Raw genomic sequence first — 24,109 nt, 5'->3', positions numbered from 1 at the left:
AAAGGGAGTGCACCATGATCGCCTACGTCACTATCGGAACCAACGACCTCGCCAAGGCCAAGGCGTTCTACACGGATCTCCTCGGGATCATCGACGCCAAGCCGCTGATGGATAGCGAGCGCACCTGCGGCTTCGGCAGGAACTTCGACCAGCCGCTCCTCGTCGTGGGTAAGCCCTTCGACGGCAAGCCCGCGACGGTGGGCAATGGGGTGATGGTCGCCCTTGCCGCAGGATCGAAGGAGAATGTTGAAAGGCTTCACGCCAAGGCGCTGGAACTCGGCGGCAAGGACGAGGGCGCGCCAGGCTTGCGTGGCGAGCAGTTCTACATGGCTTATGCCCGCGATCTTGACGGCAACAAGCTGGCTTTCTTCGCCATGGCCTGATCGGTCCTGCTTGCCCCGGCCAGTCGGCGTCGTCAGCCGTTGGCACAAAGAAAAACCCCGCCGATCGCTCGGCGGGGTTTCTTGGTTCTGGCTGTCGCCGGAAGCTTAGAAGCGCTTCCGGACGGTGAGGCCGTAGGTCCGCGGGATGTTCGGATAAGCCGAGATCGAACCCGCCTGCAGCGTGGTCGGGAAGCCGGAGGTGAAGAACTCGTCTTCATTCAGGTTCCGGCCCCAGATCATCGCTTCGAGACCATTGTCGAAGTTGATGCCGAGCGAGGCGTTCAACATGCCGATTTCACGCGACAGGATGTCTTCCGGCACGTTTTGAACGACCTGGACATCGCTCTCGTATTGGTAGTCCGCACGGATGAACCACTCGCCTACGTCACCGAACGCATTGCGGTAGTCGAAACCGAACGAGCCAGAGAACTCCGGAACACCGGCCGGACGCTCACCATCGAGGTTGCCGATGCCGTCGACCGTACCGTCAGCCAGGTCAGCGTCACTGCCGCGAAGCACCGAAGCGTTCGGGAAGTCGTTGAACTGCGCGTCGAGATACATACCGGCAAGATTGATGGTCAGGCCCGGAATCGCCGGCGGCTGGATGACCGCGTCAAACTCGAGACCATTCACTTCCTGCTCGCCAGCGTTCGAAACGACGAAGCCGGTGCCTTGGAAGATCGAGGTCTGGAGGTCCTCGACGATCTGGTTGAAGACCGCTGCGTTGAGCGAACCCCAGCCGAAGCGGGTCTTGAGACCGAACTCGAGAACCTTGTTCGTCTCTGGACCGGCGAAGCGGGTGCCCGAATACTGGTTCGGAATGCCTGCCAGCTCGAGAGCAAGGCCGGTCGGCACCACGTTGCCAGCACCGAAGGCGCCGTCTGCTGCGAGATCGCCTGCGGCCAGAAGGGCCTGGATGTCACCGGCGACCGGACGGGTATCCGGCGTCAGGTTCCACGAGGTGGCTTTGAAGCCCGTCGCGTAGCTGAGGTAGATGTTGGTCCGGTCGGTGAGATCGTAAGCGGCGCGGAGCGTGAACGGCGTATCGCTGTCCGAGCTCTTGCCGTCTTCGACCGCGTTCGGGAACGGGGTCAGCGGGCCAAGCGGCTGCAGGTCCGGGAAGAGGCCGAGCAGCGGGTTGGCGATCGGGAGACCCGTATTCGGATCGACGACAACGCCATTCACGAGAACCCCGCCACTGGCCAGGGCGTCTTCGTTACGCGTGATCGAAGCGGACTGAAGAGCCTGGACGATCGCAGCGTTTGTCGGGCTGGAGCCTGCAAAGGTCGCGATGTTGGTCGGCGTCGGTGCGAGGCTCGTCACGCCTTGGAACAGCGAGCCGAAGCCGATCTCGACAAAGTTGAGGTCCGAGAACGGGTTTGTCCGCGTGACGTCGGTGAAGTCGACTTCCTTGTCAGCGTTGAAATACGCAAGACCGGCGGTCAGCGTCAGGCGGTCGGTGACTTCGAAGTCGAACTGACCGAAGAGCTGCCATTGCTGGTCTTTTTGCGTGGCATTGAACGACGTGCCGCCGCCTTCCTGCCAGAACACCGTGCCGACGCTCGCCGGGCCGAACAGAGCGGCTTCGAGACCGCTGATCGGGCTCTGCGACGTATCCGGAACGAAGACGCCCGGAGCGACCTGGACGAAGGCACCGGCTGCGGCAGCCGACAGGTTGTCCACATAGGCGCGGGCATCCGAGCCGTAGAGGCGGCTGTCCTTGATGTCGACGTCTTCGTAGAAATAGTAGCCGCCAAGCAGGTAGCTGAAGCGATCTTTCGAACCGACCAGGCGGAGTTCCTGGGTGATCGTGTCGCTGTCGACGCCGCGGACGTTTTCGCCGAGGAGCGCGAGCGTGGTGAAGTCGCCTTCGTAATCGACAAAGTCGTCATAGCGGCGGACGGCACCGATATAGGTCAGCGTGCTGTCAGCAGTGAGGTCCCAGTCAGCCTGCAGCGACAGGCCGGTGTTGGTGATCTCGTTGTTGTTCTCGAAATCGTTGGCGATCACGTAGTCGAACGCGCCCGGGTTCGGGGTTTCGCCGCCCAGAATGTCGCGGATGATCGGACCGGTCGAGCCATCGGTGACGCGGGCCGTGCCGCAGCAACGCTCTTCGATCTCGGAGTAATCAGCGATCAGGCGCAGCTCGAGCGTGTCGGTCGGCTGGGCGAGAAGCTGGCCGCGGAGCGAGTAGCGGTCGCGGTTGTTGTAGTCTTCGGTGAAGCCCTGGTTGTCGAAATAGCCGTCGCGCTTGTTGTAGGCGCCCGAGAGCGAGAAGGCGAAGACGTCGTTGATCGGGCCGGTGACGACACCGCGAAGGATCCGCGAGTCGTAGTTGCCGACGGTCGCTTCGAGCGTGCCGCCCCAGGTGTATTCCGGCTTTTTGGTGACGAGCGAGACGACGCCTGCGGCGGCGTTCTTGCCAAAGAGGGTCGACTGCGGACCCTTCAGGACTTCGACGCGCTCGAGGTCGAGCAGGTCATCGAGGGCCGAACCCGCACGGGTCCGGAACACGCCGTCGATGAACACGGCGACCGAGGGCTCGATGCCCGGGTTGTTCGCGCCCGAGCCGAAGCCACGGATAGAGAAGGTGGTGTTCGAGGTGCGCTCGAGCTGGCTGACGCGCAGCGAGGGCACGATCGATTGCAGGTCGAGGGCGTCGACGATTTGTGCGTCTTCGATCGTCTCTTCCTGGACGACGGAGACGGCGATCGGCACTTCCTGCAGGGTTTGCTCACGCTTGGTCGCGGTGACGACGATTTCGTCGACCTGCGCGGCCGCCGGAAGAGCCACGGACGTACCGACAAGCGCGGTCGTGGCAAAGAGTAGAGTTCGCTTCACTAGATCCTCCCTAGTCCCGTTTGGGGACAGATTACGTACGCCCGGCCCATTAAGGGCTCTTAACAAGCAGGACGCTTCGTGGTTGCGCCACCAGTCTCAATGCGCCTTAGAAAGCCCCGCACGGACTGCTGCCATTGTCCGAAGGCTTAGCCTAAACCGAACTTGTTGAAAGGGTTTTGTAATGAACAGGATCACACAGGACGCCATCCTGTCGCAGATCGGCAACAGTCCGCTGGTTTCGGATTGGGTCACGATCGACCAGGACCGGATCAACGCCTTCGCCGACGTGACCGAGGACCACCAGTTCATCCATGTCGATGAAGAAGCAGCGAAAAAGACGCCCTTCGGCGGCACGATCGCGCATGGATTCCTGACGCTCTCGATGCTGTCCAAGCTCGGTGCGGAGACGGTCTACGTGCTCGAAGGCATCACCGCGGGGGTCAACTACGGATTCAACAAGGTCCGGTTCATTAACCCTGTCCGTGCCGGCAAGCGCATCCGCGGCAAGTTTGTCCTCGCCGACTACAAGCAGCCTCGCGAGGGCACCCATGTCCTCACCTACAATGTCGAGGTCGAGATCGAGGGCGAAGAAAAGGCCGCTCTCGTCGCCGAATGGGTCACGATGCAGATGACTTCATAGGCGGTCTCGCGAACCGAGGAGAAAAAGTCCGGGGGACCCTGTCTAGCCGGAGAAGGCGACGGCAGTGGCAGCAGGCGGTTTCGCGCCGCCCGCTTTCCGTCAGGAGAACCGTCCATAATCGATTGGCTGCGTCCGGTCGACGGACCCGACCTCAGCCGTCATCGGGTACTTAAGCCCCGTGGCGCAGTTGAAGAGCACCGCCCGGTCGTCCTTGCCGATCCGGCCATCGCTCAGCGCCTTCTTGTAGGCGGCATAGGTCGCCGCACCCTCGGGGCAGAGCAGGAAGCCTTCCTCCTTTGCGAACTCCGCCCAGCTGTCGAAGATATCCTGCTCCTCGACGGCGATGGCGAAGCCATCCGATTCCCTCACCGCACGGAGGATCATGAAATCGCCCACAGCCACAGGCACACGGATGCCCGCCGCCGCCGTATGCGCGTTCTCCCAGAGCGGCGCGTGCTCTTCACCTTCTTCGAAGGCCTTGACGATCGGGGCGCAGCCCGTGGCCTGCACGGCGACCATCCGTGGACGGTGCGAGCCGATGAAGCCCATCTGCTCGAGCTCGTCGAACGCCTTCCACATGCCGATCAGGCCGGTGCCGCCACCGGTCGGGTAGAAGATGACGTCCGGCAGCTCCCAGCCAAGCTGCTCGGCCAGCTCGAGGCCCATCGTCTTCTTTCCTTCGATGCGGTAGGGCTCCTTCAGCGTGCTCACATCGAACCAGCCGACAGCCTCCTTGCCGTCGCCGACGATCTTGCCGCAATCATTGATAAGGCCGTTGACGACGTAGACATCGGCCCCCTGGAAGGCGATTTCGTCAATGTTCACTTGAGGCGTGTCGTCGGGACAGAAGACCGTCGTCTTGATCCCGGCGGCGGTGGCATAAGCCGCCAGAGCCGCGCCGGCATTGCCATTGGTGGGCATCGCCATGTGCCCGATCCCGAACTCCTTCGCCATGGACACAGCGAGGGCCAGGCCCCGCGCCTTGAAAGACCCAGTGGGCAGGCGGCCTTCGTCCTTCACCATCAGCGTCCCCGTGGCGCCAAGCTTCTTCTCCGTGCGCTGGAAGCGGAGAAGGGGCGTCACCACCTCGCCGAGGGAGATGCGGTTCTCGGCTTCCTGCACCGGAAGAAGCTCGCGGTAGCGCCAGAACCCTTCCGTCCGCTCCCGGAGCTTCTCCTTGGTCAGCGCATCCTTTACCCGGTCGAGGTCATACCGGACGACGATCGGCCGTCCGACCCGGGACAGGCCGTGCGGCTCACCGGCGGCGTAGTGCTCGCCGGTCATCGCGCATTCGAGGTGGGTGACAAAGCCCATCAGGCGACCTTCAGCACGATCTTGCCCAGCGCCTCGCGGTTCTCGAGCATCTCGAGGGCTTTCGCGCCTTCTTCGAGCGGGAAGGTCGCGGTGATCCGCGGGTTGAGCGCGCCTTCCTTCATCATGCGCGCGATATCGGCCATGTTCGACGCGTGGCCCTTCGGATCGCGCATCACGGCTGCGCCCCAGAAGACACCCATGATCTGGCTGCTCTTGAGCAGTGTCAGGTTGAGCGGCGGTTTCGGGATTCCTGCCGGGAAGCCCACCACGAGATAGCGGCCTTCCCAGGCCATGGCGCGCAGGGACGGCTCGCAATAGGGGCCACCGACCGGATCGTAGAGGACATCCGCGCCGCCGCCGGTTTTTTCCTTGATCGCGCCCGCCAGCGCTTTCGACGCATCCCGGTCGAGCTCGCGCGGATAGACGACGGTCTCGTCGGCACCGAGGTTCTTGCAGAACTGCGCCTTATCCTCGGAACTCACGCACGCGGTAACATGGGCACCCATCGCCTTGCCGAGTTCCACTGCTGCAGAACCGACACCGCCCGCCGCGCCCAGAACGACGAGCTTCTCGCCGCTCTTGAGATCCGCCCGGTCCTTCAGCGCGTAGTAGCTCGTGCCGTAGGTCATGATGAACCCGGCAGCGACCTCGAAGCTCATCTCGTCGGGGATCGGCATGGCCGCGTTGGCATCGCAGACGGCGTGGCTCGCATAGCCGCCGAACGCACCGACGGCAGCGGCCACCCGCTGGCCGATCCGGGCTTCATCGACGCCTTCCCCGACGGCTTCGATCACCCCCGCAACCTCTCCGCCCGGCGCAAACGGACGCTCGGGCTTGAACTGGTAGAGGTCCTTGATGATCAGCGTATCGGGAAAGTTGCAGCCCGCCGCATGGATCGCGATCAGCACTTCTCCACGTCCCGGCTTGGGCGTTTCCTTCTCGACCATCTCAAGGGTCTCGGGTCCGCCCGGTGTCACTGACATCAAGGCTCTCATGGCGCATCTCCCGCTTGTCTGTTGGCGCGAGACTAGGCACGGTCGCGGGAATTACAACGATAACCACGGGGAAGAGCGCGCGTGAAGAAGCTTGAGAACAGGGGGGCGATCCTTGGCCTCCTGACCCTGGTCTATGTGTTCAACTTCATCGACCGGCAGATCGTCGGCGTCCTCGCGCCCTTCATCAAGGCCGACCTTGGCCTCTCCGGGACGGAGATCGGTCTTCTGACGGGGTTCGTCTTCGCGCTCTTCTACACGATCATCGGCATTCCCATCGCGTCCATGGTGGACAACACCAAGACCGTCGGTGGGCTGAAGTTCGACCGCGTCACCATCATCGCGCTTAGCCTCGCGACATGGAGTTTCTTCACGCTTCTCACCGGTTTCGCCGGCGGCTTCATCGCGCTGGCGATACTCAGGATCGGCGTCGCCGTGGGCGAAGCGGGCTGCTCGCCGCCCAGCCATTCGCTGCTGTCCGACCTCTACGCGCCGAACGAGCGGGCGAGGGCGCTCGCGACCTATGCGCTTGGCATCCCCTTCGGGATCATGATCGCCTATTTCGCCGCAGCGTTCTTCGCTGGTGGAGGCACGGTCGACTGGCGCCTCGCTTTCGTTGTTATCGGCGCGCTCGGTATCCCTGTCGCTATCCTCGTGAAGATGGTCGTGCCGGAGCCGGAGCGCGGCCGGATGGACGGTTCGAAGGTCGCGCCGCTGCCTTTCAAGCAGGCGCTGGGCGAGCTCGCCACCATCCCCAGCTATTGGACCATGGCCCTCGGCATCGCTTTCGCAAGCTTCGGCTCCTATGCCGTGAATGCGTTCCTCACCCTCTACATCTACGGCGAACCCACGGCAGAAGTCGGCGCATGGACGGGGGCCTTTGTCACCCTTCCGCTGCAGCCGCTCCTGATCGGTCTCGGGATCGGCAACGCGATCTTCTATGCCACAGGCACCTATCTTGGCGGCGTGGTCGCGGATCACTTCGGCAAGAAGAACGTGGCGGCTTACGCCCTGGTCCCGGCCGTGACCGTCGCCATCGCAGCGGTCGCCATTGCCTTCTCATGGCTGACGACATCGCCGGTCATCTTCTTTGCCGGGCTGTCGGTCTACATTTTTTTCCTCGGCTTTTATCTCGGGCCGAGCTTCTCCGTGGCGCAGAACCTCGCCAAGGTTTCGGTCCGGGCGACCTCGACGGCTGTCTTCTTCTTTGTCCTCAACCTCATCGCCCTCGGCGGCGGGCCTTCGGTGACGGGCTACCTCTATGACCGTTTCGCGTTGTCCACGGGCAGCCAGCTTGAGGGACTGAGGATCGCACTCCTCGCCCTCTCCATCGCCTATGCCCTGTCGGTGGTGATGTTCTTGATCTCGGCCAAGCTGCTGCCAAGGGACTGGGCACGGGCCAAATCCGAGACGGCGCAGCCATCACCCCTTGCAGGGGAGGGCGCTCAGGCCTAGTTGGTCTTGCGAGTCATTCGCAAAAAGGAAGCCCATGCGCACCGCCGCCAAGACGACCACCTACGCCGTGGTGCATTTCGCGGTCGCTTTCACCGTTGCCTACGCGCTAACGGGAAGCTGGACGGCGGCGGCGGCGATTGGACTCGTCGAGCCGTTCATCCAGACGGGTGCCTACGCGCTGCATGAGCGGATCTGGGAAGGAAGCCCTAAGCTTGGTGGAGAACTCGCTTCTTTCCGCGTTCAGAATCCGCCGATCGTGTGACCGTTCGTTCACGGGAACTGAGTTAAACCAGAGCTTGTAACGTAGGGTGTGGCTCCCGAAATAATTGGAGCTATCGCGTAGTTAGTTTTCCGAGCGCGATTGTGGCGGAGCCGCGCTGCCGGATGCGGGCGGTGCCGCCGGAAACTGCCGAGAGGAGTTCCTATGAGTGAAGAGATCAGGACCTATCCGGTCCTCCCACTCCGAGATATTGTCGTCTTCCCGCACATGGTCGTGCCGCTGTTCGTCGGTCGCGACAAATCCGTGCGCGCCCTCGAAACCGTGATGGAAGCGGATCGCGAGATCCTTCTGGTTGCCCAGAAAGACGCGGGTAATGACGACCCGACCCCCGATGACATCTACCGCGTAGGCGTCGTCGCCAAGGTCCTGCAGCTCCTGAAGCTGCCTGATGGCACCGTGAAGGTGCTGGTCGAAGGTGTCCGCCGTGCCGAGATCACGCAGTACACTGATGAAGAGAATTACTTCGAAGCCGAGGCCGTCGAACTCGATGAAGCCGAAGGTGACGAGGCCGAGGTCGAGGCATTGGCCCGTTCGGTCAACGCCCAGTTCGAAAGCTATGTGAAGCTCAACAAGCGCGTGAGCCCGGAAGTCATCGTATCGATCGGCCAGATCGACGATGCGTCGAAGCTCGCCGACACGGTCGCTTCGCACCTCAACCTGAAGATCTCCGAGAAGCAGGAGCTGCTCGAGATCACCTCGATCCCGCAGCGCCTCGAGGCCGTCTACGGCTTCATGGAAGGCGAGATGTCGGTCCTTCAGGTGGAGAAAAAGATCCGTGGACGTGTCAAGCGTCAGATGGAGAAGACCCAGCGCGAGTACTACCTGAATGAGCAGATGAAGGCCATTCAGAAGGAGCTCGGCGAGGGTGACGATGGCAAGGACGAACTGTCCGAGCTCGAGGAGCGCATTGCCAAGACCAAGCTTTCGAAGGAAGCGAGGGCAAAGGCCGAGGCCGAGCTCAAGAAGCTTCGCCAGATGTCACCGATGTCGGCTGAGAGCACCGTTGTTCGCAACTATCTCGACTGGCTGCTGTCGATCCCTTGGGGTTCGAAGAACAAGCTGAAGGCCGACCTCGACAAGGCTCAGGAAGTGCTCGACCGGGACCACTACGGCCTCGAAAAGGTCAAGGAACGGATCATCGAGTATCTCGCCGTGCAGAAGCGGACGGGCAAGCTCAAGGGACCCATCCTGTGCCTCGTCGGTCCTCCGGGTGTCGGTAAGACGTCGCTCGGCAAGTCGGTCGCGGAAGCCACCGGACGCGAATTCGTCCGTGTGTCGCTTGGCGGCGTGCGCGACGAAAGCGAGATCCGCGGTCACCGCCGGACCTATATCGGCTCGATGCCCGGCAAGATCATCCAGTCGATGAAGAAGGTGAAGAAGTCGAACCCGCTGTTCCTGCTCGACGAGATCGACAAGATGGGCCAGGACTTCCGCGGTGATCCGTCTTCGGCGCTTCTCGAGGTGCTCGACCCGGCGCAGAACGATACGTTCTCGGATCACTACCTCGAAGTCGACTACGACCTGTCCGATGTGATGTTCGTCACCACGGCGAACTCGCTGAACATGCCGCAACCGCTTCTCGACCGGATGGAGATCATCCGTATTCCGGGCTACACGGAGGAAGAGAAGGTCGAGATCGCGACCCGCCATATCCTGCCGCGCCTCCGCAAGGAGCACGGCCTGAAAGAGGACGAGTGGGTGATCGAGGACGATGCGCTGCTCCAGCTCATCCGTCTTTACACTCGCGAAGCCGGTGTGCGGAGCCTCGAACGGGAGCTTGCCAACCTGGCCCGGAAGGCTGTGACCCAGCTTGAGAAGGGCGAGGCCGAAGGCAAGGTCACGGTCACGGTCGACAACCTGTCCGATTTTGCCGGCGTTTCGAAATATCGCTATGGCGAGGTGGAAGGCGATGACGCTGTCGGTGTCGTCACCGGTCTCGCCTGGACCTCCGTGGGCGGAGATATCCTCAAGATCGAGGGTGTCACCATGCCTGGTAAGGGCCGCATGACCCCGACCGGGAACCTGAAGGACGTGATGAAGGAGTCGGTCTCGGCCGCCGCCTCTTATGTGCGCAGCCGCGCCGTGGAGTTCGGCATCAAGCCGACGGTCTTCGAGACCACCGACATCCACATCCACGTACCAGAGGGTGCGACCCCCAAGGACGGACCGTCAGCGGGCGTTGCGATGGCCACGGCCATTGTTTCTGCCCTGACCGGTATCCCAGTGCGGAAGGATATCGCCATGACCGGCGAGATCTCGCTCCGCGGCAGGGTGCTGGCGATCGGCGGCCTGAAAGAGAAGCTTCTCGCCGCCCTGCGGGCAGGGACCAAGACGGTCCTCATTCCCGAGGAGAACGAGAAGGATCTCGCGGACGTCCCGGACAGCGTGAAGGAGCATCTCGAGATCATCCCTGTCGGGCATGTCGACGAAGTCTTGAAGCTTGCGCTGACCGGGCCGCTGACGCCGATCGAATGGGACCCCGAAGAGGAGGCTCTGAAGAAGCAGTCTCCGGCCGGGGAAACCCCGTCCGACGGCGGCACGCTGGTCACGCATTGAGGTCTTCCGGGACCACGAAACAAGAAGGCGGGCTTCGGCCCGCCTTTTTCATGCGCAGCAAAAGAGCGCAGCGTCTTCCCAAACCGGTTCCCACGTCCTAGCTCGCCATCATGAAAGCGAAACTGCCAGCCGCCTGCTCGACCATGGAAGAGGTCCGCGAAGGGGTCGATGAACTCGACCGCGAACTCGTCCATCTCCTCGCCATCAGGCAGGGCTACATGGAGGCCGCGGCGCGGATCAAGCCGCGTGCAGAAGATGTCCGGGTGCCTTGGCGCATCGAGGACGTGGTGCAAAAAGTCCTGCAAACCGCGGAGACAAAAGGGCTCAGCCCCCGAATCGCGGAGCCGGTCTGGCGGGAACTCATCGAGCGTTGCATCGATCACGAGGGCGAAATCTGGAAAAAGCTGCGCTCGGAATGAGGGCGAAAAACGCATTAAAAACAGATAGATAAGAGAAACCCTAGGTTTTATGCGGGTTTCAGAGCGAAATTCTCCTTTGACGCATGTCGAGAAACCTCATTAGCCTCCCGCGTGTGGCCTGGAGGCCGCATAATCAAAGGGGTTTTTCACGCCATGAACAAAAACGAATTCATCGACGAAGTCGCGCGCAAGGCTGATATGAGCAAGGCTCAAGCCGGTAAAGCCGTCGACGCCGTCTTCGACGCGATCACCGAAGCGCTGCAGAAGGGCGACGACGTCCGCCTCGTCGGTTTCGGCACCTTCTCGTCGGCGAAGCGCGAAGCCCGTGAGGGCCGCAACCCGCGCACCGGTGAAACCATCCAGATCAAAGCCTCGATCCAGCCGAAATTCTCGGCCGGCAAAGGCCTGAAAGACGCGCTCAACTAAGAGCGGCTTCGCCGGGCGTGCGCAGCGCCTGGCAGGTGTCGGACCCCCGGCTGGCCCTCTCGGGCAGGGCGGGGGTTTTTCTTTTCCGAAACATGGGACGCGGCGCTTTACGCCGCCGATGATTCGGGCCTAAGGCGGCCTCCCATGACGCGGTACATTTTCATCACCGGCGGCGTGGTTTCCTCTCTCGGAAAAGGGGTGGCTTCCGCAGCGCTTGGCGCGCTTTTGCAAGCACGCGGCTATTCCGTCCGTCTTCGGAAACTCGACCCCTATATCAACGTCGATCCGGGGACGATGAGCCCTTATCAGCACGGCGAGGTGTTCGTTACCGACGACGGGGCGGAGACGGATCTCGACCTTGGCCACTATGAGCGCTTCACCGGCGTCTCGGCCACCAAGGGTGACAACATCACCACCGGACAGATCTACCAGAGCGTCATCGAGAAGGAGCGTCGCGGCGACTATCTCGGCGCCACGGTGCAGGTCATCCCGCACATCACGGACGCCATCAAGGACTTCATCAAGTCTGATGCTCTCGATGCTGACGGAAACCCGGTCGACTTCCTTCTGTGCGAGATCGGCGGCACGGTGGGTGACATCGAGGGCCTGCCGTTCTTCGAGGCGATCCGCCAGTTCGGTAACGAAATGCCGCGCGGTCAGGTGATCTTCGTCCACCTGACGTTGATGCCCTACATCTCCGTAGCCGGAGAAATGAAAACCAAGCCGACCCAGCACTCCGTCAAGGAACTGCGCTCGATCGGCATCCAGCCTGATATCCTGCTCATCCGTGCGGACCGGCCAATCCCGGAAGGGGAGAAGCGCAAGATCGCGCTCTTCTGCAACGTCCGTCCTTCGGCTGTCGTCCAAGCGATGAACTCGCGCACGATCTACGAAGTGCCGCTCGACTACCACAATGAGGGCTTCGATACGGAGGTACTCGCGGCCTTCGGCATCGATGATGCTCCGAGCCCGGACCTTTCGCGCTGGCGTGAAGTGACGCGCCGGATCATCGCGCCCGATGGCGAGGTGAAGATCGCCGTCGTCGGCAAGTACACCGTCCTGAAGGATGCCTACAAGTCGCTGATCGAGGCGCTGGCCCATGGCGGCATCGCGAACAACGTGAAGGTCAGCATTGATTGGATCGACAGCGCGATCTTCGAGAATGACGAGCTGGCGATGGACAGGCTTTCCGACGTGCACGGTATTCTCGTGCCCGGCGGGTTCGGCGAGCGTGGGGCAGAGGGCAAGATCCAGGCTGCGCGGTTCGCCCGTGAGAAGAATATTCCCTATTTCGGCATCTGCTTCGGAATGCAGATGGCTGTCATCGAAGCGGCCCGGAACCTGCTCGGGATGGATGCGGCGACGTCCTCGGAATTCACCGACAACGGTGAGCATGTCGTCGGCCTGATGACCGAGTGGGAGAAGGACGGCAGGAAAGAGACCCGCGACGAGGGCGCAGACCTTGGCGGCACCATGCGCCTCGGTGCCTATGAAGCGAAGCTCGAACCGGGTTCGAAGGTCCACCAGATCTACGGCAAGGACGTGATTGAGGAGCGTCACCGCCACCGCTTCGAAGTGCAGATGGACCTTGAAGATCAGTTCAAGGAGCATGGTATCCGCTTCTCGGGCAAGTCTCCCGACGGCCGCCTGCCGGAGATCATGGAGATCGATGACCACCCCTGGTTCATCGCTGTCCAGTACCACCCAGAGCTCAAGAGCCGCCCGTTCGAGCCGCATCCGCTCTTCGCGAGCTTCATCGAAGCCGCGCTGAAGCGGTCGCGGTTGGTGTGATCTCTCGGCTGTCGTTCCGCGGCACTCGCAGAGCGAGCCCGGAATCCATGCCGGGTAATTTTTGGGTCCGGGGCTCAGGCTTTGGCTGCCGCGGCATGACAGCCCCTAGAGCTTGAAGCCCACGGAGAACGCGCCGAATTGGTCCCCGCCATTGTCCTGCGTGGCGTAGCGCTTGGTGCGGGCGATGTAGGTCCAGGAGAGCTGAGCCTTGCCGACTTCGGCGACGATGCCGCCTTGGAAGTCGGCGACGAAGGTTTCGGCTTCGACGGTGGCGCTGTCCTGGAAGAAGCTGCCTTCGAGGAAGAGGTCGTGAGCGACGGCGCGGCCCTGGACGCCTGCGAAGACGAACCAGCTGCCGCCCTTCGAGAAGTGGCCTGAGCCAGTGAGGGACGGGCGGATGCGGGCCGGACCAAAGTTCGGGACCAGCTCCGGGCCGATGCGGACCATGCCACCTGCACGGGCATTGATGGCGACAGTGCCGGCGGAGAAGCCTGCGACCGGGGTGAACTCGGCATCGAGGCTGCCGATCTTGCCCTCAGCCCAGGGACGACCCTTCCAGTCATAGGAGACGTTCACCGTGGCTTCAGTGTCCATCTGGGTGTCCCAGCCCTCGGCTTCCCAGAAATCGAAGGTGCGGTGGAACCAATTCTGTGTCTCTTCGCCAAGGGCGCCTTCACCGACCACGCCGACCTCCAGCGTATAGAGGTCCCAGCGGCCATCCCGCTCGGTCAGGACGGAGGCCTCACCGAAGAGGTAGCCATTGTAAGGGTGGTCATCGGGGTCGGGAGTATCCGTGAAGAGATCTTCCGGCGTGTAGATCTGCTGGCTGAGCGAGAAGCTGCGGCGGACGGTGTCGCCATCCTTGGAGAGCATGCGCTCAAGAGCATTGGGCGTCACCGGGGCGGTCACATAAGCGATGCGGAGGCCATTGGTATAGTGGCGGTCCTGTCCCGAGACGACGTCGTTCTCGACCGTGAAGGTGAGGGTGCCGGGTTCCTTGGTTTCTTCTGCGAACGCGGCGGAAAGCAGTGCTGCACAGGCGATTCCTGCCAACACGCTGGCGATACGGATATGGACACGACGCAACATGTGTCGATCGTTTCAAGATTCGCGCCAGATTCCCCTGTCTCGCGAAGGGACGCCTGCTTTTTCCCTTTGGAAGGGTGGCCGGAAACAGCGACGGGGCCGGCCCTGTCCCCAAGGCCGACCCCGTCATCTTCCCCCGATCCGAGGTGTTCTAGGCTTCGACGCCGCGGACCCTGCGGCGCGGTTCGAAGCCAAGGCGATCCATGGCTTGCTCGCGCAGGGCACCTTTCCGGCGCTCGCCCAGAGCATCGTAAGAGATCGCGCGGTTGTCCCGCTCGGTCTCCCAGATGTCGGCAGCGACGAGGTCGATCATCTGGCGCTGGTCAGGCGTCAGTGATGCCCATGCTGCGGACATGCTCACATAGTGCCGCTCGCCAGCGCCTGCGCCCGCCGTTGTTGCTACCAGAAAGGCGACAGCAGCCGCCTTGATCAAAGTCGTCATACCAACACCCCCGTGTTTTGTTGTTCTGGTATAACGGTGAGGGGTTCAGGATCGCTCAGCGCATTTGATTGCAATCGAGCGGTGTGAATTAACTCTGAGGGCCATGAATTTAAGGCCTGAAGGCGGTGGACAGGGCCGGGAAGTTCGGCTATCCGCCGCGCCTTACGAACATTGGAGTGAGCTCAAGTGGCCGTCCCTAAGAGAAAAGTCACGCCCGCGAAGCGAGGCATGCGCCGCGCCCACGACCGGCTCGAGGCTGCGTCCTATATCGAGGACAGCAAGACCGGTAACCTGCGCCGCAATCACCATATCGACCTCAAGTCGGGCACCTATAACGGTCGCCAGGTCCTTCCTCCGCAGGAAGACTGAGGTCTCGGCATCGGAAGCCTTTTACGGTTTCCGGCGCAGCAAGGTTAAAGGCCGCGCCCTCGGGTGCGGCTTTTTTCGTGCGCGCTATCAGCAGAGCATGGCTTTGCGTCGGCGGAGAAAGATGGCATGGGGCGCCCAGTTACGGAGATGCACCCATGTTCATGATCGCTGACATTATCGCGCGCGAGATCCTCGACAGCCGCGGGTTCCCGACGGTGGAAGTGGACGTGATCACCGACGACGGCTCGATGGGCCGTGCGTCCGTGCCTTCTGGGGCCTCGACAGGCGTGCACGAAGCCCATGAGCGCCGCGACGGCGAGAAGCGCTATGGCGGGAAAGGCGTGAAGGACGCGGTCCACGCCGTGCAGACGGAGATCTCGGAGATCCTGCTCGGCGTCGATGTCGAGGAGCAGATCTTCATCGACCGCGCCATGATCGACCTCGATGGCACACCGAACAAAGGCCGCATCGGCGCCAACGCCATCCTCGGCGTCAGCCTCGCCGTGGCCAAGGCTGCTGCCGCGAGCCACGAGCTGCCGCTGTTCCGGTATCTGGGTGGACCGAGCGCGAATACGCTGCCGGTGCCGATGATGAATATCCTCAATGGTGGTGCGCACGCGGACAATCCGATCGACATCCAGGAATTCATGATCATGCCGGTCGGCGCGGACAGCTTTGCCGCGGCGCTGCGCATGGGGGCGGAGACCTTCCACGCCCTGAAGAAGAAGTTGAAGGCCGAAGGCATGGGCACGAATGTCGGCGACGAGGGCGGTTTCGCACCGAACATCTCGTCGAGCCGTGCCGCGCTGGACCTCATCATGGCAGCGATCGAGGACACCGGCCTCAAGGCTGGCGAGGACATGGTCCTCGCTCTCGATGTGGCGTCCACGGAGTTCTTCGAGGACGGCCAGTACAACCTCGCTGGCGAAGGCACCAAGCTCGATGCCGGCGGCATGGCGGAGTATCTTGCCAAACTCGCCAATGACTACCCGATCAAGTCGATCGAAGACGGCATGGCCGAAGACGACTGGGACGGCTGGGTCGAGCTGACCAAGCGGGTAGGCGACAAGGTGCAACTGGTGGGCGACGACCTGTTCGTGACCAATCCGAAGCGCCTGAAGGAAGGCATCGAGAAAGGCGCTGGCAACGCGATCCTCGTCAAGGTCAACCAGATCGGCACGCTGACGGAGACCCTGGAAGCCGTCGACATGGCCCACAAGGCCGGGTTCAAGGCCGTGATGTCCCACCGTTCCGGCGAGACCGAGGACGTGACGATCGCCGACCTCGCGGTCGCGACGGGCTGCGGCCAGATCAAGACCGGCTCGCTGGCCCGCTCGGACCGGACGGCGAAGTACAACCAGCTCCTGCGTATCGAAGAGCTGCTCGGGCCGTCGGCGAAATATCCGGGTGCTGATGTTTTGAAAGGCTGAAGGGCTTACCTGCGGAGCGATGGGAGCGCCCTGCGGGGCGCTCTTTTTTTGAGCGGCGCTGCGTTCTCTGAGGCGTCTTCGAAGGCGTAGGCGCGCTGCTCGCGCTTTCCTGTCATTCCGGGGCAGGCCAAGCCTCGCGCCCGGAATGAGAGAGGGGAGGACCTAAGTCCTCCGCGTAGACTCTATTTGTTCCTGTGGATATTAACCTCTGGGCGAAGAATCTTTCCGCTGTGCTGAAGAATCCCAGAATTGATTCACCGCGCGGTAACTCTGTTTCGCAAAAGCTTGCGGGGTCCTTCAGAGTTTCTTTCCTTATGCAGATGATCCGTTCGATCCTTGTCACTTCGGTTGTGCCCGCCGCGCTTCTCGTTGCTGCCGCTTACCAGGCGCTCATGGGTCTTAACGGTCCTGACGGCCTGAAACGTGCCGAGCAGCTGGCAGAGGTGCGGGCAGAGCAGGCGATGGTGGTGGCGGGGCTGATGGTCGAGCAGGCACGTCTCGAAGAGCGGGCCGACCGGCTGGAGCTGGAGTCGCTCGACGAAGACCTGCTGGAAGAGAGCGTCCGCGCGAACCTCGGGCACATGCGTCCGGGCGAGTACCGGATCGCCGTCGGCGAGCTTGATGCAGTCGCCGCGATCGAGGTCAGCCACGAAGCGGAGCTCACCAACCTCATCGCCGTGGCGCTTCTTGAGAACCAGGGCGCCTGATTATTCGGTCGCACGGCCTGAACTCTTGTTGAGCCTTGGGCTTTCGGCCATTAGATGCCGGCTATGGCCACGCTAATCGACATCGAAAACCGCCCTGCGCTCCGCCACCCGGAGAAGCAGAAGCGCCCTGACAGCCCCATCCAGCGCAAGCCGGAGTGGATCCGCGTCAAGGCGCCGGTGTCGAAAGGCTATGCCGAGACCCGTGAGATCGTGAAATCCAAGGGGCTGGTCACCGTCTGCGAAGAGGCGGCCTGTCCGAATATCGGCGAGTGCTGGGACAAGAAGCACGCGACGATGATGATCTTGGGAGAGATCTGCACCCGCGCCTGCGCCTTCTGCAATGTGCGGACGGGCCTGCCGGGAGCGGTCGATACCGACGAGCCGCGCCGGGTGGCCGAGGCCGTGGCCGAGATGGGCCTCAACCACGTGGTCATCACGTCGGTGGACCGTGACGATCTCGAAGATGGCGGTGCGCAGCATTTTGTCGATGTGATCGAAGCGATCCGTGCGGCCTCGCCGGGGACGACGATCGAGATCCTGACGCCGGACTTCTTGCGGAAGCCTGCCTGGGCCCTCGACAAGGTGATCGACGCGGGGCCTGACGTCTTCAACCACAACCTCGAGACCGTGCCGCGGCTTTACCTCTCGATCCGCCCCGGCGCGCGGTACTACCACTCCATGCGCCTGCTCGAGCGGGTAAAGGAGCGCGCACCTCATCAGTTCACCAAGTCCGGCCTGATGGTCGGCCTCGGCGAGAGCAAGGAAGAGGTGATGCAGGTCATGGACGACATGCGTTCGGCCGGCATCGATTTCCTGACGATCGGTCAGTATCTCCAGCCGACCCGCAAGCACGCCCCGGTCGAACGTTTCGTCACGCCCGAGGAGTTCAAGAGCTATGAGGTCCTCGCGCGCGCGAAGGGCTTCCTGATGGTCTCCGCCAGCCCGCTCACCCGCTCCAGCTATCACGCCGACGCCGACTTCGCCGAGATGAAGGCCGCGCGCGAGGCGAAGCGGGGCTGAGAAATTGTTTATGCGGATCAAGCGCGGCTCGTCCGCCAGCCATTTCATGCTTTCCGAGACAGTGATGCTGACCGGAGCGGACCAGATGATCGCTCAGACGGCACCCTCGGTTCAGGTGACCCTTCCGGCTGGCATGGATAAAGTGTCGTTTATAACGTTCGAGGGCCGGTCGGAGAGCGTAAAGCTCCCCCCGGGAGAACAAACCGTCAAACTGGCGGGCCGCCTCAATTCTCCGAGGGGGTTGAGTCTTATCGCTGAGCTCCATCCTGTAATTGCTATCGCCATTGGCATGGTCGTTTTCTTCTTGGGTGGCTTCCCGCTTGGTTTCTTAGCGATGCCCCTGGTCATGGCGTATGCCGCGGTGAGGCTGGGTACCCCGACGATTTCCGCAAAGGTGCTCGAAGAATGAACCAGCACCACGAGCGTGTCGTTGTTCCGTTCCGGCCTGAGCAGATGTTCGACCTGGTCATGCGGGTGGAGGACTATCCGAAGTTCATCCCCTGGGTGGAGGCGCTGCGGGTGCGGGAGGACCACACGACCGATGGTTCGGGCGTGCTGGTCGCGGATATGGCGGTGAAATATGCGGTGTTTCGCGAAACGTTCCGCTCGCGGGTGACGGCGGACCGGGCGGCGAAGACGATCGATGTCCGCTACATCAAGGGCCCGCTCCAAGACCTGACCAACAATTGGAAGTTCGAGGAGCACCCGAAGGGCTGCGTGGTCGATTTCAAGCTGACATTCGCCTTCAGGAACAGGCTGATGCAGGCTGCGGCGTCGCGCTTCGTGGACCATGGGTTCAAGAAGCTGTCAGGTGCCTTCATCGACGAGGCGCACGAGCGCTACGAGCCTGTCTCTTAACACGCTTTCCGGGAATTTTGTCGAAAAACGACGAACGTTCCCTTGCCGTTCCTCGATAACGTACCCATCTGTTAATGGCTGAGGCGAATGGGCCTCACCAGACGAGGAGGCGACTTTGACTGACCGAACGACAACTGCGGACAAGATGTTCGACGAGAAGACTTTCCAGCACCAGCTGCGTCCTGCGTGGACGCCAGTTAATATTGGTCTGATGATCCTTTTCTTTGCGGTCGGTCTTTGGCCGCTTGGTCTCGCTGCCATTGTATACATGATGTACGGCCGTGAGATGGGCCTCGACTTCTCTAACTGGGGCAAGGCGAAATCGAGTGTCCGCCGCGCCAGCCATGGCTGCAAGTGGCGTTCGAGCCGGACGTCGAGCTCCGGCAACATGGCCTTTGACGAGTGGCGTGACGCGGAACTCGAACGTCTCCGGGAAGAGAAACGCAAGCTGGACGAAGCGCGCGATGCCTTCGAGCAGCACATGAGGGACCTGCGCATGGCGAAAGACCGCGAGGAGTTCGACAACTTCAAGCGCGCCTGGGAGACCAGCAGGGCGGCGGCGACCACGACGGGCGACAACCCGGGCACCATGAGCTCGTAACAATTATCCCAAGAGCTTAGCGCGCGGCGGAGCGGAGGAACGAACCCTCTCGCCCCGCCGTTTCTTTTCCAGGTGTCGCAGAAGGAGTGCGATCATGGGAAAGCTCTTTGGAAGCCTGTTGTTCTTCGGTGTCCTTGGTTTCGTGGGATGGCTCATACTCAACTCGGTGAGCGGCCGCGACGTGTTCGTGGACAGCGGCGTACCGGACGGCCTGGCAGGCAGTGCGAAGGTGGCGGACACAGGTGCCGATGCCGTCCGAAATCTTGATGCAGTGCTTGATGACGCGCTGAGAAATGCCAAGAGGGCCGAAGAGTTGGCTGCCGAACTCGAACGGGCATCAGACCGGGCCTACAAAGCTGCCGGGACTGTTTCTACCCTCGTCGCCACGAACTCTGCCGCCGCCGCCTCCCGCGCGACCACGGTGATCGCCGCGCAGAATGCCGAGCGCACCGCGGCCCTGATGCGGAGCTACGCCGCGGAGCTGAAGGCGCGGCTGCGTGAAGCCGAGCGCCTTGCCGAAGAAGCCGAGGAAGCGGCGATGATGGTTGCGAGCGTCGAGAAGTCGAAACTCGAGGCGCGCCGTGCCGCCGAGCGTGCCAGTGAAGCCGAGCGGGAGCTGCTAGAAGCTGCGCGCAAAGCGAAGATGACCGAGGAGGCAGGCTCGCTCGTGCAGCAGAACGCTGTTCCGGCCGTGGACGAGGTGATCGTGGTCGAAGAGCCGGACGCTGACGACGGACCGGAGGCGATCATTGTCGTGCCGATCGATGACCTCGATGAAGCCGAGGAGCCGACGGCGCCTTATTGAGGTCCTTGGCCTGGGGTCCCAGGGCCACCCTGCTGTCCGGGCACGCCAACCTGCCCGACGCCGCCGAGGAGCTGTTCGAAGAAGTTCAGCTCCTTGCCGCGGGTCGCGGTCACGCGGTCGACAATGTCAATATCGGTCCCGTCTGCAAGGTTGAAGCTCTCGACCTCGGAAACCATGCCGTCCTCATCGAACTTGAACGCCACGATGTTCCGTTCGTAGACCTGCGTCCGGAAAAAGGCGCGGGCATTGGTCTTGTGGCTGATGTAGTACCAAGTGTCGTCGTTCAGCGGAGGCCGGACGGACGGTTCGCCGAAGCGCGCCAGGACCGACTCCTTGCTGTCGATACCGGGAATCGCATCCAGACCGCTTTCACCGAGTTCCACGATGTAGCCGTGCTGGGAGCGGGTCGAGACGCAGCCGGACAAGACCATGGCAGCGATGAGAGCTGGGACAATGACACGTTTCATGGCCTTCTTGATTGCCAGAACCCTGCCAGCGGTCAATCTCCCAAATGGATCTGCCTGATGAGAAGCTTGAAAACCTCGCCGGGAACCTTTCCCGCGCCCCGGGCTTCGCCTATGGGCCAAGGCCCTTCGGAACTGGCGGTTTTCTATGTTTGAACGCGCAAAAGAGCTGGCGAGCCGGTTTTTCGGGCAGGATACCCCGCGACGCAGGGCGCACGAACTCTATGTCGCGGTCGCGGAGGCTGCGCGACGGCCCGAATTCTACGCGGATCTCGATGTCCCAGATACACCGGAAGGCCGCTATGACCTTCTCAGCCTGCACGTCATCATGGTGCTGCGCCGCCTGAAGACCGAAAAACAGGGGACGGCGAAGTTTGCGCAGCTCCTGTTCGATGTCATGTTCCGCGATGTGGATGACACGCTGCGCGAGATGGGCGTTGGCGACCTCAAGGTCGGCAAGAAGGTCCGGGAGTATGCCGAAGCGTTCTTCGGTCGCGCTTTGGCCTATGAAAAGGCGCTCGATGGCGAGGAGCCGCTGGAGACGGCGCTGGGACGCAACGTCTATGGCGATCCTGAAGCGCCGGCGGCGCCGAGACTGGCCGATTATGTGCGCCGAGCTGATGCCGCGCTGGACGCGCAGCCGATCAGCGACATCATGTCGGGACAGGTGCATTTCCCGCCCGTCCAGAACACGGAAGAATGAAATGACCACGGACGAACTCGAAAGCATCCACCACCCCATCGCGCTCTCGGATCTCGACAGTGACGCGAAGCATGTCTCGATCACGGCCAGTGAGGCTGACCGCAGGCTGCTGGCCGAGCGCTACGACGTCACCGATGTCATCGCCTTGAAGGGCGATATGGATGTGACGCGCCATGGCTCGCTGGTGCGCGTGGCGGGGAGCATCGAAGCGGAGCTTGGGCGGACCTGCGTCGTCAGCCTCGAGCCGATGCGCGAAACCATCGCCGAGAACTTCGCGGTCGATTTCACCACCGAGTTCTCGGAAACCGAAGAAGAGGAGGTCGAGGCCGATCTCGACGCGCCGGAGCCTTTGAAGGGCGATCACATCGACCTTGGCGATGTGCTGCTCGAACAGCTCGTGTTGGCCATGGACCCGCACCCGAGGAAGGAAGGCGCCGAGGCGCCGAAGGATCCGGGAGCAGGCAAGGAAAGCTCACCCTTCGACGTGCTCAAGGGGCTGAAGGAATAGGGCTGAAGAAGGATTTCGCCGCGCGGCGAGAAAATGGTCGGAGTGGCCGGATTCGAACCGACGACCCCTTCACCCCCAGTAAAGTGCGCTACCAGGCTGCGCTACACTCCGACCGTCCGCCTAGGCGGGAGCAGGGCAATAACACCCTGTTCCCGAGGCGGCAAGGTCGTTCTCGCTACTTCGGAATGCTGGCCGATTTGTAGAGCCTGACCGGGCGGGCGTTGCCGCAGGCAGGGCCTGCGAGGCTGGTGGACACGGAGAAGATCCGCGCGCCATCAGGGCGCTCTTCCATGCAGGCCGTGCCGAGGTCTTCATAGGCCGCATCCTTGGGCAGGCTTGTCCGGTAATGGACGGTCGAGCCAGCCGGGACCGTTCCCAAGGGCTGTTCGAGTTGGCCCGTGCCGCTGACCAAGCGGTAGCTGCCGCCGGTCGTGACCGTCGGCGCGCGGTAGTCATCCTGACGGATCGTATGCGGAGCATTGGTGTCGACGGTGATGACGGCCGTACCCTGCGCGCTGGCAGGGGCGGGATTGCTGTTGATATAGATGACTACAGGCGCGCTGGCCGGGGGCGTGGCACGGGTGACGACATTCGTCGCCGTCGTGATTGGCGGTGTGTCGATCAGCCGGTCGGTGGTCGGGGCCACAGCCGGACTGGCGTAAGTCTCAACCCTCGGTGTGACGGAAGCCACACGGGCAGGGGCGGGGGAGAAGCGCTGGCCTTCATAGACAGAGCCGCGAATATTCGGAATACGGAGGGTCTGGCCGACACGAAGGGCATGCGGGTTGGACAGCGACGGATTCGCTGCCATGATCGCGGCGACGGTGGTGTCGCAATATTCCGCAATGTCGCTGACCGTGTCGCCATAGGCCACCGTCACGACGGGCTCGCAATCGCCGTCGAAACGCTCGGCGGTCACATCGTCGAAAACGGTGTGGGCATACCGCGCTCCCGCAATGCCGCGATAATCGTCCCGGACGTTCGCCACTTCATACGGGCTCACATCGTCGTAGCGGCTGTAGCGGTCATAGGTCTGGACCGATGCCGCACGCGTCACGGGGATTTCTGCGCCGTAGCGCCCGTACGGGTCGTAGTCGCTTGCGCAGGCGCTGAGCGCGGTGCTGCTGAGGATGGAAAGCGTCAGTAATCGTCCGTTCTTCATTTGTCAGGCTCCTTCCATGAGGAACAACGTCTGACAGGAAAACGAACAGGGCACCGCGCGCGTTCCGGAATGGAACACACGAAACGGTGCGCTTTAGCGCTCGTGAACAAAAAGCGAGGGCGCTCAGCCGGACGTGATCAGACCAGCTTGCTGATGACGTTCCGGGCGCTCTTCACGTCGGCAAGGAGACCTTCGAGTTCCTTCAGGAGCTCGGACGTGTTGGCGTCTGCGGTCCCGGCGGAGGAGGGCGCGACGTCACCCCTGCCGATTGCCGCCACGTGGTCGGCGCCGTCGGACTTCAGGATCTTCTGGACGCCCTTGGTGGTGTAGCCCTCTTCGTGGAGCAGGCGCTTGATGCCCCGCAGCAGCTCGATGTCCTGCACCCGGTAGAGCCTGCGTCCGCCCGCGCGGCGCATCGGCCTGACCGGGGAGAAAACGTCCTCCCAGTGCCGGAGCACGTGCTGGGCAACGCCGAGCTCCTCGGAAGCCTCCGAGATGGTCCGGAAGGCCGTAGGTTCCTTCGTGATCTTTGTCATTCACCGCCCCGTTCGCGCATGCACTCGTTGATCTTGTCCTTGAGAACATGACTCGCTCGGAAGGTCAGTACCCTCCGGGGGGTAATGGGGACTTCTTCGCCGGTCTTCGGGTTCCGGCCCATCCGCTCGTTCTTCGAGCGGATCTGGAAGGTGCCGAAGCTCGAAAGCTTGACGGTCTCGCCACTCTCGAGACGTTCGGTGATGTGTCCGAGAAGGCTCTCCACGAACGAAGCCGACTCCGATCGGGAGAGGCCCACGTGGCGGTGGACGGCGTCAGTCAGGTCGGCACGGGTTCGCGTACGGGACATGGTGTTCATCCAC

Annotated in this window: 27 protein-coding genes and 1 tRNA gene; 18 read left to right on the top strand and 10 right to left on the bottom strand. The window is 62.4% G+C overall.

The genetic code is table 11. The features are described 5' to 3' along the window. Positions 1-14 precede the first annotated feature (14 nt). The gene (locus IE053_RS08645; protein WP_189574986.1) at positions 15-383 is read left to right on the top strand and encodes a VOC family protein; all 369 of its coding nucleotides are present in this window, start codon (positions 15-17) and stop codon (positions 381-383) included. A gap of 105 nt (positions 384-488) precedes the next feature. On the opposite strand, the gene IE053_RS08640 is transcribed toward IE053_RS08645, so the two are convergent. After that, positions 489-3,224 (bottom strand): TonB-dependent receptor, encoded by a 2,736-nt coding sequence (locus IE053_RS08640; RefSeq protein ID WP_189574984.1) that lies wholly within the window; start codon positions 3,222-3,224, stop codon positions 489-491. A gap of 181 nt (positions 3,225-3,405) precedes the next feature. Here IE053_RS08640 and IE053_RS08635 point away from each other — a divergent pair, with 181 nt between their 5' ends. Next, complete coding sequence (locus tag IE053_RS08635; protein WP_189574983.1) at positions 3,406-3,864, top strand: MaoC family dehydratase; 459 nt, start codon at positions 3,406-3,408, stop codon at positions 3,862-3,864. A gap of 99 nt (positions 3,865-3,963) precedes the next feature. On the opposite strand, the gene IE053_RS08630 is transcribed toward IE053_RS08635, so the two are convergent. Then, a complete protein-coding gene (locus tag IE053_RS08630; protein WP_189574981.1) occupies positions 3,964-5,178 on the bottom strand; it encodes a threonine synthase in 1,215 nt (404 codons plus the stop codon). After that, the gene (locus tag IE053_RS08625; RefSeq protein WP_189574979.1) at positions 5,178-6,173 is read right to left on the bottom strand and encodes an NADPH:quinone oxidoreductase family protein; all 996 of its coding nucleotides are present in this window, start codon (positions 6,171-6,173) and stop codon (positions 5,178-5,180) included. Before IE053_RS08625 ends, IE053_RS08630 begins: the two co-directional genes overlap by 1 nt. 81 nt (positions 6,174-6,254) lie before the next feature. Here IE053_RS08625 and IE053_RS08620 point away from each other — a divergent pair, with 81 nt between their 5' ends. The 6 genes from IE053_RS08620 to pyrG all read left to right on the top strand — a co-directional run bounded on the left by IE053_RS08620 (position 6,255) and on the right by pyrG (position 13,097). Next, on the top strand, positions 6,255-7,625 hold the full coding sequence (locus tag IE053_RS08620) for a spinster family MFS transporter (RefSeq protein WP_189574978.1): 1,371 nt from the start codon (positions 6,255-6,257) through the stop codon (positions 7,623-7,625). 34 nt (positions 7,626-7,659) lie between these two features. After that, positions 7,660-7,887 carry a DUF2061 domain-containing protein gene (locus IE053_RS08615; RefSeq protein WP_189574976.1) on the top strand — a complete coding sequence of 76 codons (228 nt, stop codon included), beginning with the start codon at positions 7,660-7,662 and terminating at the stop codon, positions 7,885-7,887. A 162-nt stretch (positions 7,888-8,049) separates the two neighbouring features. After that, positions 8,050-10,461, top strand: a complete 2,412-nt coding sequence (gene lon / locus IE053_RS08610; RefSeq protein ID WP_189574974.1) for an endopeptidase La — start codon at positions 8,050-8,052, stop codon at positions 10,459-10,461. A gap of 110 nt (positions 10,462-10,571) precedes the next feature. Continuing rightward, positions 10,572-10,880 (top strand): chorismate mutase, encoded by a 309-nt coding sequence (locus IE053_RS08605; protein WP_189574972.1) that lies wholly within the window; start codon positions 10,572-10,574, stop codon positions 10,878-10,880. A 153-nt stretch (positions 10,881-11,033) separates the two neighbouring features. Beyond that, positions 11,034-11,306: an HU family DNA-binding protein gene (locus tag IE053_RS08600; RefSeq protein ID WP_189574970.1), complete on the top strand. Its 273-nt coding sequence runs from the start codon at positions 11,034-11,036 to the stop codon at positions 11,304-11,306. Between the two features lie 144 nt (positions 11,307-11,450). Then, a complete protein-coding gene (gene pyrG, locus IE053_RS08595; protein WP_189574968.1) occupies positions 11,451-13,097 on the top strand; it encodes a CTP synthase in 1,647 nt (548 codons plus the stop codon). Positions 13,098-13,202: 105 nt separating this feature from the next. On the opposite strand, the gene IE053_RS08590 is transcribed toward pyrG, so the two are convergent. Further along, positions 13,203-14,186 carry a lipid A deacylase LpxR family protein gene (locus IE053_RS08590; RefSeq protein WP_189574966.1) on the bottom strand — a complete coding sequence of 328 codons (984 nt, stop codon included), beginning with the start codon at positions 14,184-14,186 and terminating at the stop codon, positions 13,203-13,205. 148 nt (positions 14,187-14,334) lie between these two features. Next, on the bottom strand, positions 14,335-14,625 hold the full coding sequence (locus tag IE053_RS08585; RefSeq protein WP_189574964.1) for a hypothetical protein: 291 nt from the start codon (positions 14,623-14,625) through the stop codon (positions 14,335-14,337). 186 nt (positions 14,626-14,811) lie between these two features. Between IE053_RS08585 and rpmF the strand changes: the two genes are divergently transcribed. From rpmF to IE053_RS08545, 8 genes are all read left to right on the top strand, one after another. Continuing rightward, entirely contained in the window at positions 14,812-14,994 is a 183-nt protein-coding gene (gene rpmF / locus IE053_RS08580; protein WP_189574962.1) for a 50S ribosomal protein L32, read from the top strand. Positions 14,995-15,149: 155 nt separating this feature from the next. Next, positions 15,150-16,424 carry a phosphopyruvate hydratase gene (gene eno, locus IE053_RS08575; RefSeq protein ID WP_189574959.1) on the top strand — a complete coding sequence of 425 codons (1,275 nt, stop codon included), beginning with the start codon at positions 15,150-15,152 and terminating at the stop codon, positions 16,422-16,424. A gap of 320 nt (positions 16,425-16,744) precedes the next feature. Continuing rightward, positions 16,745-17,131, top strand: a complete 387-nt coding sequence (locus tag IE053_RS08570; RefSeq protein ID WP_189574958.1) for a hypothetical protein — start codon at positions 16,745-16,747, stop codon at positions 17,129-17,131. Between the two features lie 63 nt (positions 17,132-17,194). Further along, on the top strand, positions 17,195-18,151 hold the full coding sequence (lipA, locus tag IE053_RS08565; protein WP_189574956.1) for a lipoyl synthase: 957 nt from the start codon (positions 17,195-17,197) through the stop codon (positions 18,149-18,151). Positions 18,152-18,161: 10 nt separating this feature from the next. Then, a complete protein-coding gene (locus IE053_RS08560; RefSeq protein WP_189574954.1) occupies positions 18,162-18,560 on the top strand; it encodes a hypothetical protein in 399 nt (132 codons plus the stop codon). Then, positions 18,557-19,009 (top strand): type II toxin-antitoxin system RatA family toxin, encoded by a 453-nt coding sequence (locus IE053_RS08555; RefSeq protein WP_189574952.1) that lies wholly within the window; start codon positions 18,557-18,559, stop codon positions 19,007-19,009. Before IE053_RS08560 ends, IE053_RS08555 begins: the two co-directional genes overlap by 4 nt. A 115-nt stretch (positions 19,010-19,124) precedes the next feature. Then, on the top strand, positions 19,125-19,610 hold the full coding sequence (locus IE053_RS08550; protein WP_229786152.1) for a DUF2852 domain-containing protein: 486 nt from the start codon (positions 19,125-19,127) through the stop codon (positions 19,608-19,610). 94 nt (positions 19,611-19,704) lie between these two features. Further along, positions 19,705-20,415, top strand: a complete 711-nt coding sequence (locus tag IE053_RS08545; RefSeq protein ID WP_189574950.1) for a hypothetical protein — start codon at positions 19,705-19,707, stop codon at positions 20,413-20,415. Here IE053_RS08545 and IE053_RS08540 read toward each other — a convergent pair. Next, a complete protein-coding gene (locus IE053_RS08540) occupies positions 20,409-20,882 on the bottom strand; it encodes an outer membrane protein assembly factor BamE (protein WP_189574949.1) in 474 nt (157 codons plus the stop codon). The genes IE053_RS08545 and IE053_RS08540 overlap by 7 nt on opposite strands. A 145-nt stretch (positions 20,883-21,027) precedes the next feature. Between IE053_RS08540 and IE053_RS08535 the strand changes: the two genes are divergently transcribed. After that, positions 21,028-21,582 (top strand): ubiquinol-cytochrome C chaperone family protein, encoded by a 555-nt coding sequence (locus IE053_RS08535; protein ID WP_189574947.1) that lies wholly within the window; start codon positions 21,028-21,030, stop codon positions 21,580-21,582. 1 nt (position 21,583) lies between these two features. After that, a complete protein-coding gene (locus IE053_RS08530) occupies positions 21,584-22,090 on the top strand; it encodes a YceD family protein (RefSeq protein WP_189574945.1) in 507 nt (168 codons plus the stop codon). Positions 22,091-22,124: 34 nt separating this feature from the next. On the opposite strand, the gene IE053_RS08525 is transcribed toward IE053_RS08530, so the two are convergent. From IE053_RS08525 to IE053_RS08510, 4 genes are all read right to left on the bottom strand, one after another. After that, positions 22,125-22,201: transfer RNA gene (locus IE053_RS08525), tRNA-Pro, on the bottom strand. Positions 22,202-22,265: 64 nt separating this feature from the next. Beyond that, positions 22,266-23,252: a LysM peptidoglycan-binding domain-containing protein gene (locus tag IE053_RS08520; protein ID WP_189574943.1), complete on the bottom strand. Its 987-nt coding sequence runs from the start codon at positions 23,250-23,252 to the stop codon at positions 22,266-22,268. 137 nt (positions 23,253-23,389) lie between these two features. Further along, positions 23,390-23,788 carry a MerR family transcriptional regulator gene (locus IE053_RS08515; protein WP_229786151.1) on the bottom strand — a complete coding sequence of 133 codons (399 nt, stop codon included), beginning with the start codon at positions 23,786-23,788 and terminating at the stop codon, positions 23,390-23,392. Continuing rightward, positions 23,785-24,096: an integration host factor subunit alpha gene (locus tag IE053_RS08510; RefSeq protein ID WP_189574940.1), complete on the bottom strand. Its 312-nt coding sequence runs from the start codon at positions 24,094-24,096 to the stop codon at positions 23,785-23,787. Before IE053_RS08510 ends, IE053_RS08515 begins: the two co-directional genes overlap by 4 nt. Between the last annotated feature and the right edge of the window lie 13 nt (positions 24,097-24,109).

The sequence above is a fragment of the Parvularcula lutaonensis genome (assembly GCF_014651915.1).
Classification (GTDB): Bacteria; Pseudomonadota; Alphaproteobacteria; order Caulobacterales; family Parvularculaceae; genus Parvularcula; species Parvularcula lutaonensis.
Note: the sequence above shows the minus strand (reverse complement) of the source record. Positions and strands in the feature narration are given on the sequence as shown.

Bases quoted from the DNA above. Each gene is read 5' to 3' on its own strand.
- IE053_RS08645 (WP_189574986.1), top strand. From the start codon at position 15: ATGATCGCCTACGTCACTATCGGAACCAACGACCTCGCCAAGGCCAAG.
- IE053_RS08635 (WP_189574983.1), top strand. From the start codon at position 3,406: ATGAACAGGATCACACAGGACGCCATCCTGTCGCAGATCGGCAACAGT.
- IE053_RS08630 (WP_189574981.1), bottom strand. From the start codon at position 5,178: ATGGGCTTTGTCACCCACCTCGAATGCGCGATGACCGGCGAGCACTAC.
- IE053_RS08625 (WP_189574979.1), bottom strand. From the start codon at position 6,173: ATGAGAGCCTTGATGTCAGTGACACCGGGCGGACCCGAGACCCTTGAG.
- IE053_RS08615 (WP_189574976.1), top strand. From the start codon at position 7,660: ATGCGCACCGCCGCCAAGACGACCACCTACGCCGTGGTGCATTTCGCG.
- lon (WP_189574974.1), top strand. From the start codon at position 8,050: ATGAGTGAAGAGATCAGGACCTATCCGGTCCTCCCACTCCGAGATATT.
- IE053_RS08605 (WP_189574972.1), top strand. From the start codon at position 10,572: ATGAAAGCGAAACTGCCAGCCGCCTGCTCGACCATGGAAGAGGTCCGC.
- IE053_RS08600 (WP_189574970.1), top strand. From the start codon at position 11,034: ATGAACAAAAACGAATTCATCGACGAAGTCGCGCGCAAGGCTGATATG.
- pyrG (WP_189574968.1), top strand. From the start codon at position 11,451: ATGACGCGGTACATTTTCATCACCGGCGGCGTGGTTTCCTCTCTCGGA.
- IE053_RS08590 (WP_189574966.1), bottom strand. From the start codon at position 14,186: ATGTTGCGTCGTGTCCATATCCGTATCGCCAGCGTGTTGGCAGGAATC.
- IE053_RS08585 (WP_189574964.1), bottom strand. From the start codon at position 14,625: ATGACGACTTTGATCAAGGCGGCTGCTGTCGCCTTTCTGGTAGCAACA.
- eno (WP_189574959.1), top strand. From the start codon at position 15,150: ATGTTCATGATCGCTGACATTATCGCGCGCGAGATCCTCGACAGCCGC.
- IE053_RS08570 (WP_189574958.1), top strand. From the start codon at position 16,745: ATGATCCGTTCGATCCTTGTCACTTCGGTTGTGCCCGCCGCGCTTCTC.
- lipA (WP_189574956.1), top strand. From the start codon at position 17,195: ATGGCCACGCTAATCGACATCGAAAACCGCCCTGCGCTCCGCCACCCG.
- IE053_RS08560 (WP_189574954.1), top strand. From the start codon at position 18,162: ATGCGGATCAAGCGCGGCTCGTCCGCCAGCCATTTCATGCTTTCCGAG.
- IE053_RS08555 (WP_189574952.1), top strand. From the start codon at position 18,557: ATGAACCAGCACCACGAGCGTGTCGTTGTTCCGTTCCGGCCTGAGCAG.
- IE053_RS08545 (WP_189574950.1), top strand. From the start codon at position 19,705: ATGGGAAAGCTCTTTGGAAGCCTGTTGTTCTTCGGTGTCCTTGGTTTC.
- IE053_RS08540 (WP_189574949.1), bottom strand. From the start codon at position 20,882: ATGAAACGTGTCATTGTCCCAGCTCTCATCGCTGCCATGGTCTTGTCC.
- IE053_RS08535 (WP_189574947.1), top strand. From the start codon at position 21,028: ATGTTTGAACGCGCAAAAGAGCTGGCGAGCCGGTTTTTCGGGCAGGAT.
- IE053_RS08530 (WP_189574945.1), top strand. From the start codon at position 21,584: ATGACCACGGACGAACTCGAAAGCATCCACCACCCCATCGCGCTCTCG.
- IE053_RS08520 (WP_189574943.1), bottom strand. From the start codon at position 23,252: ATGAAGAACGGACGATTACTGACGCTTTCCATCCTCAGCAGCACCGCG.
- IE053_RS08515 (WP_229786151.1), bottom strand. From the start codon at position 23,788: ATGACAAAGATCACGAAGGAACCTACGGCCTTCCGGACCATCTCGGAG.
- IE053_RS08510 (WP_189574940.1), bottom strand. From the start codon at position 24,096: ATGTCCCGTACGCGAACCCGTGCCGACCTGACTGACGCCGTCCACCGC.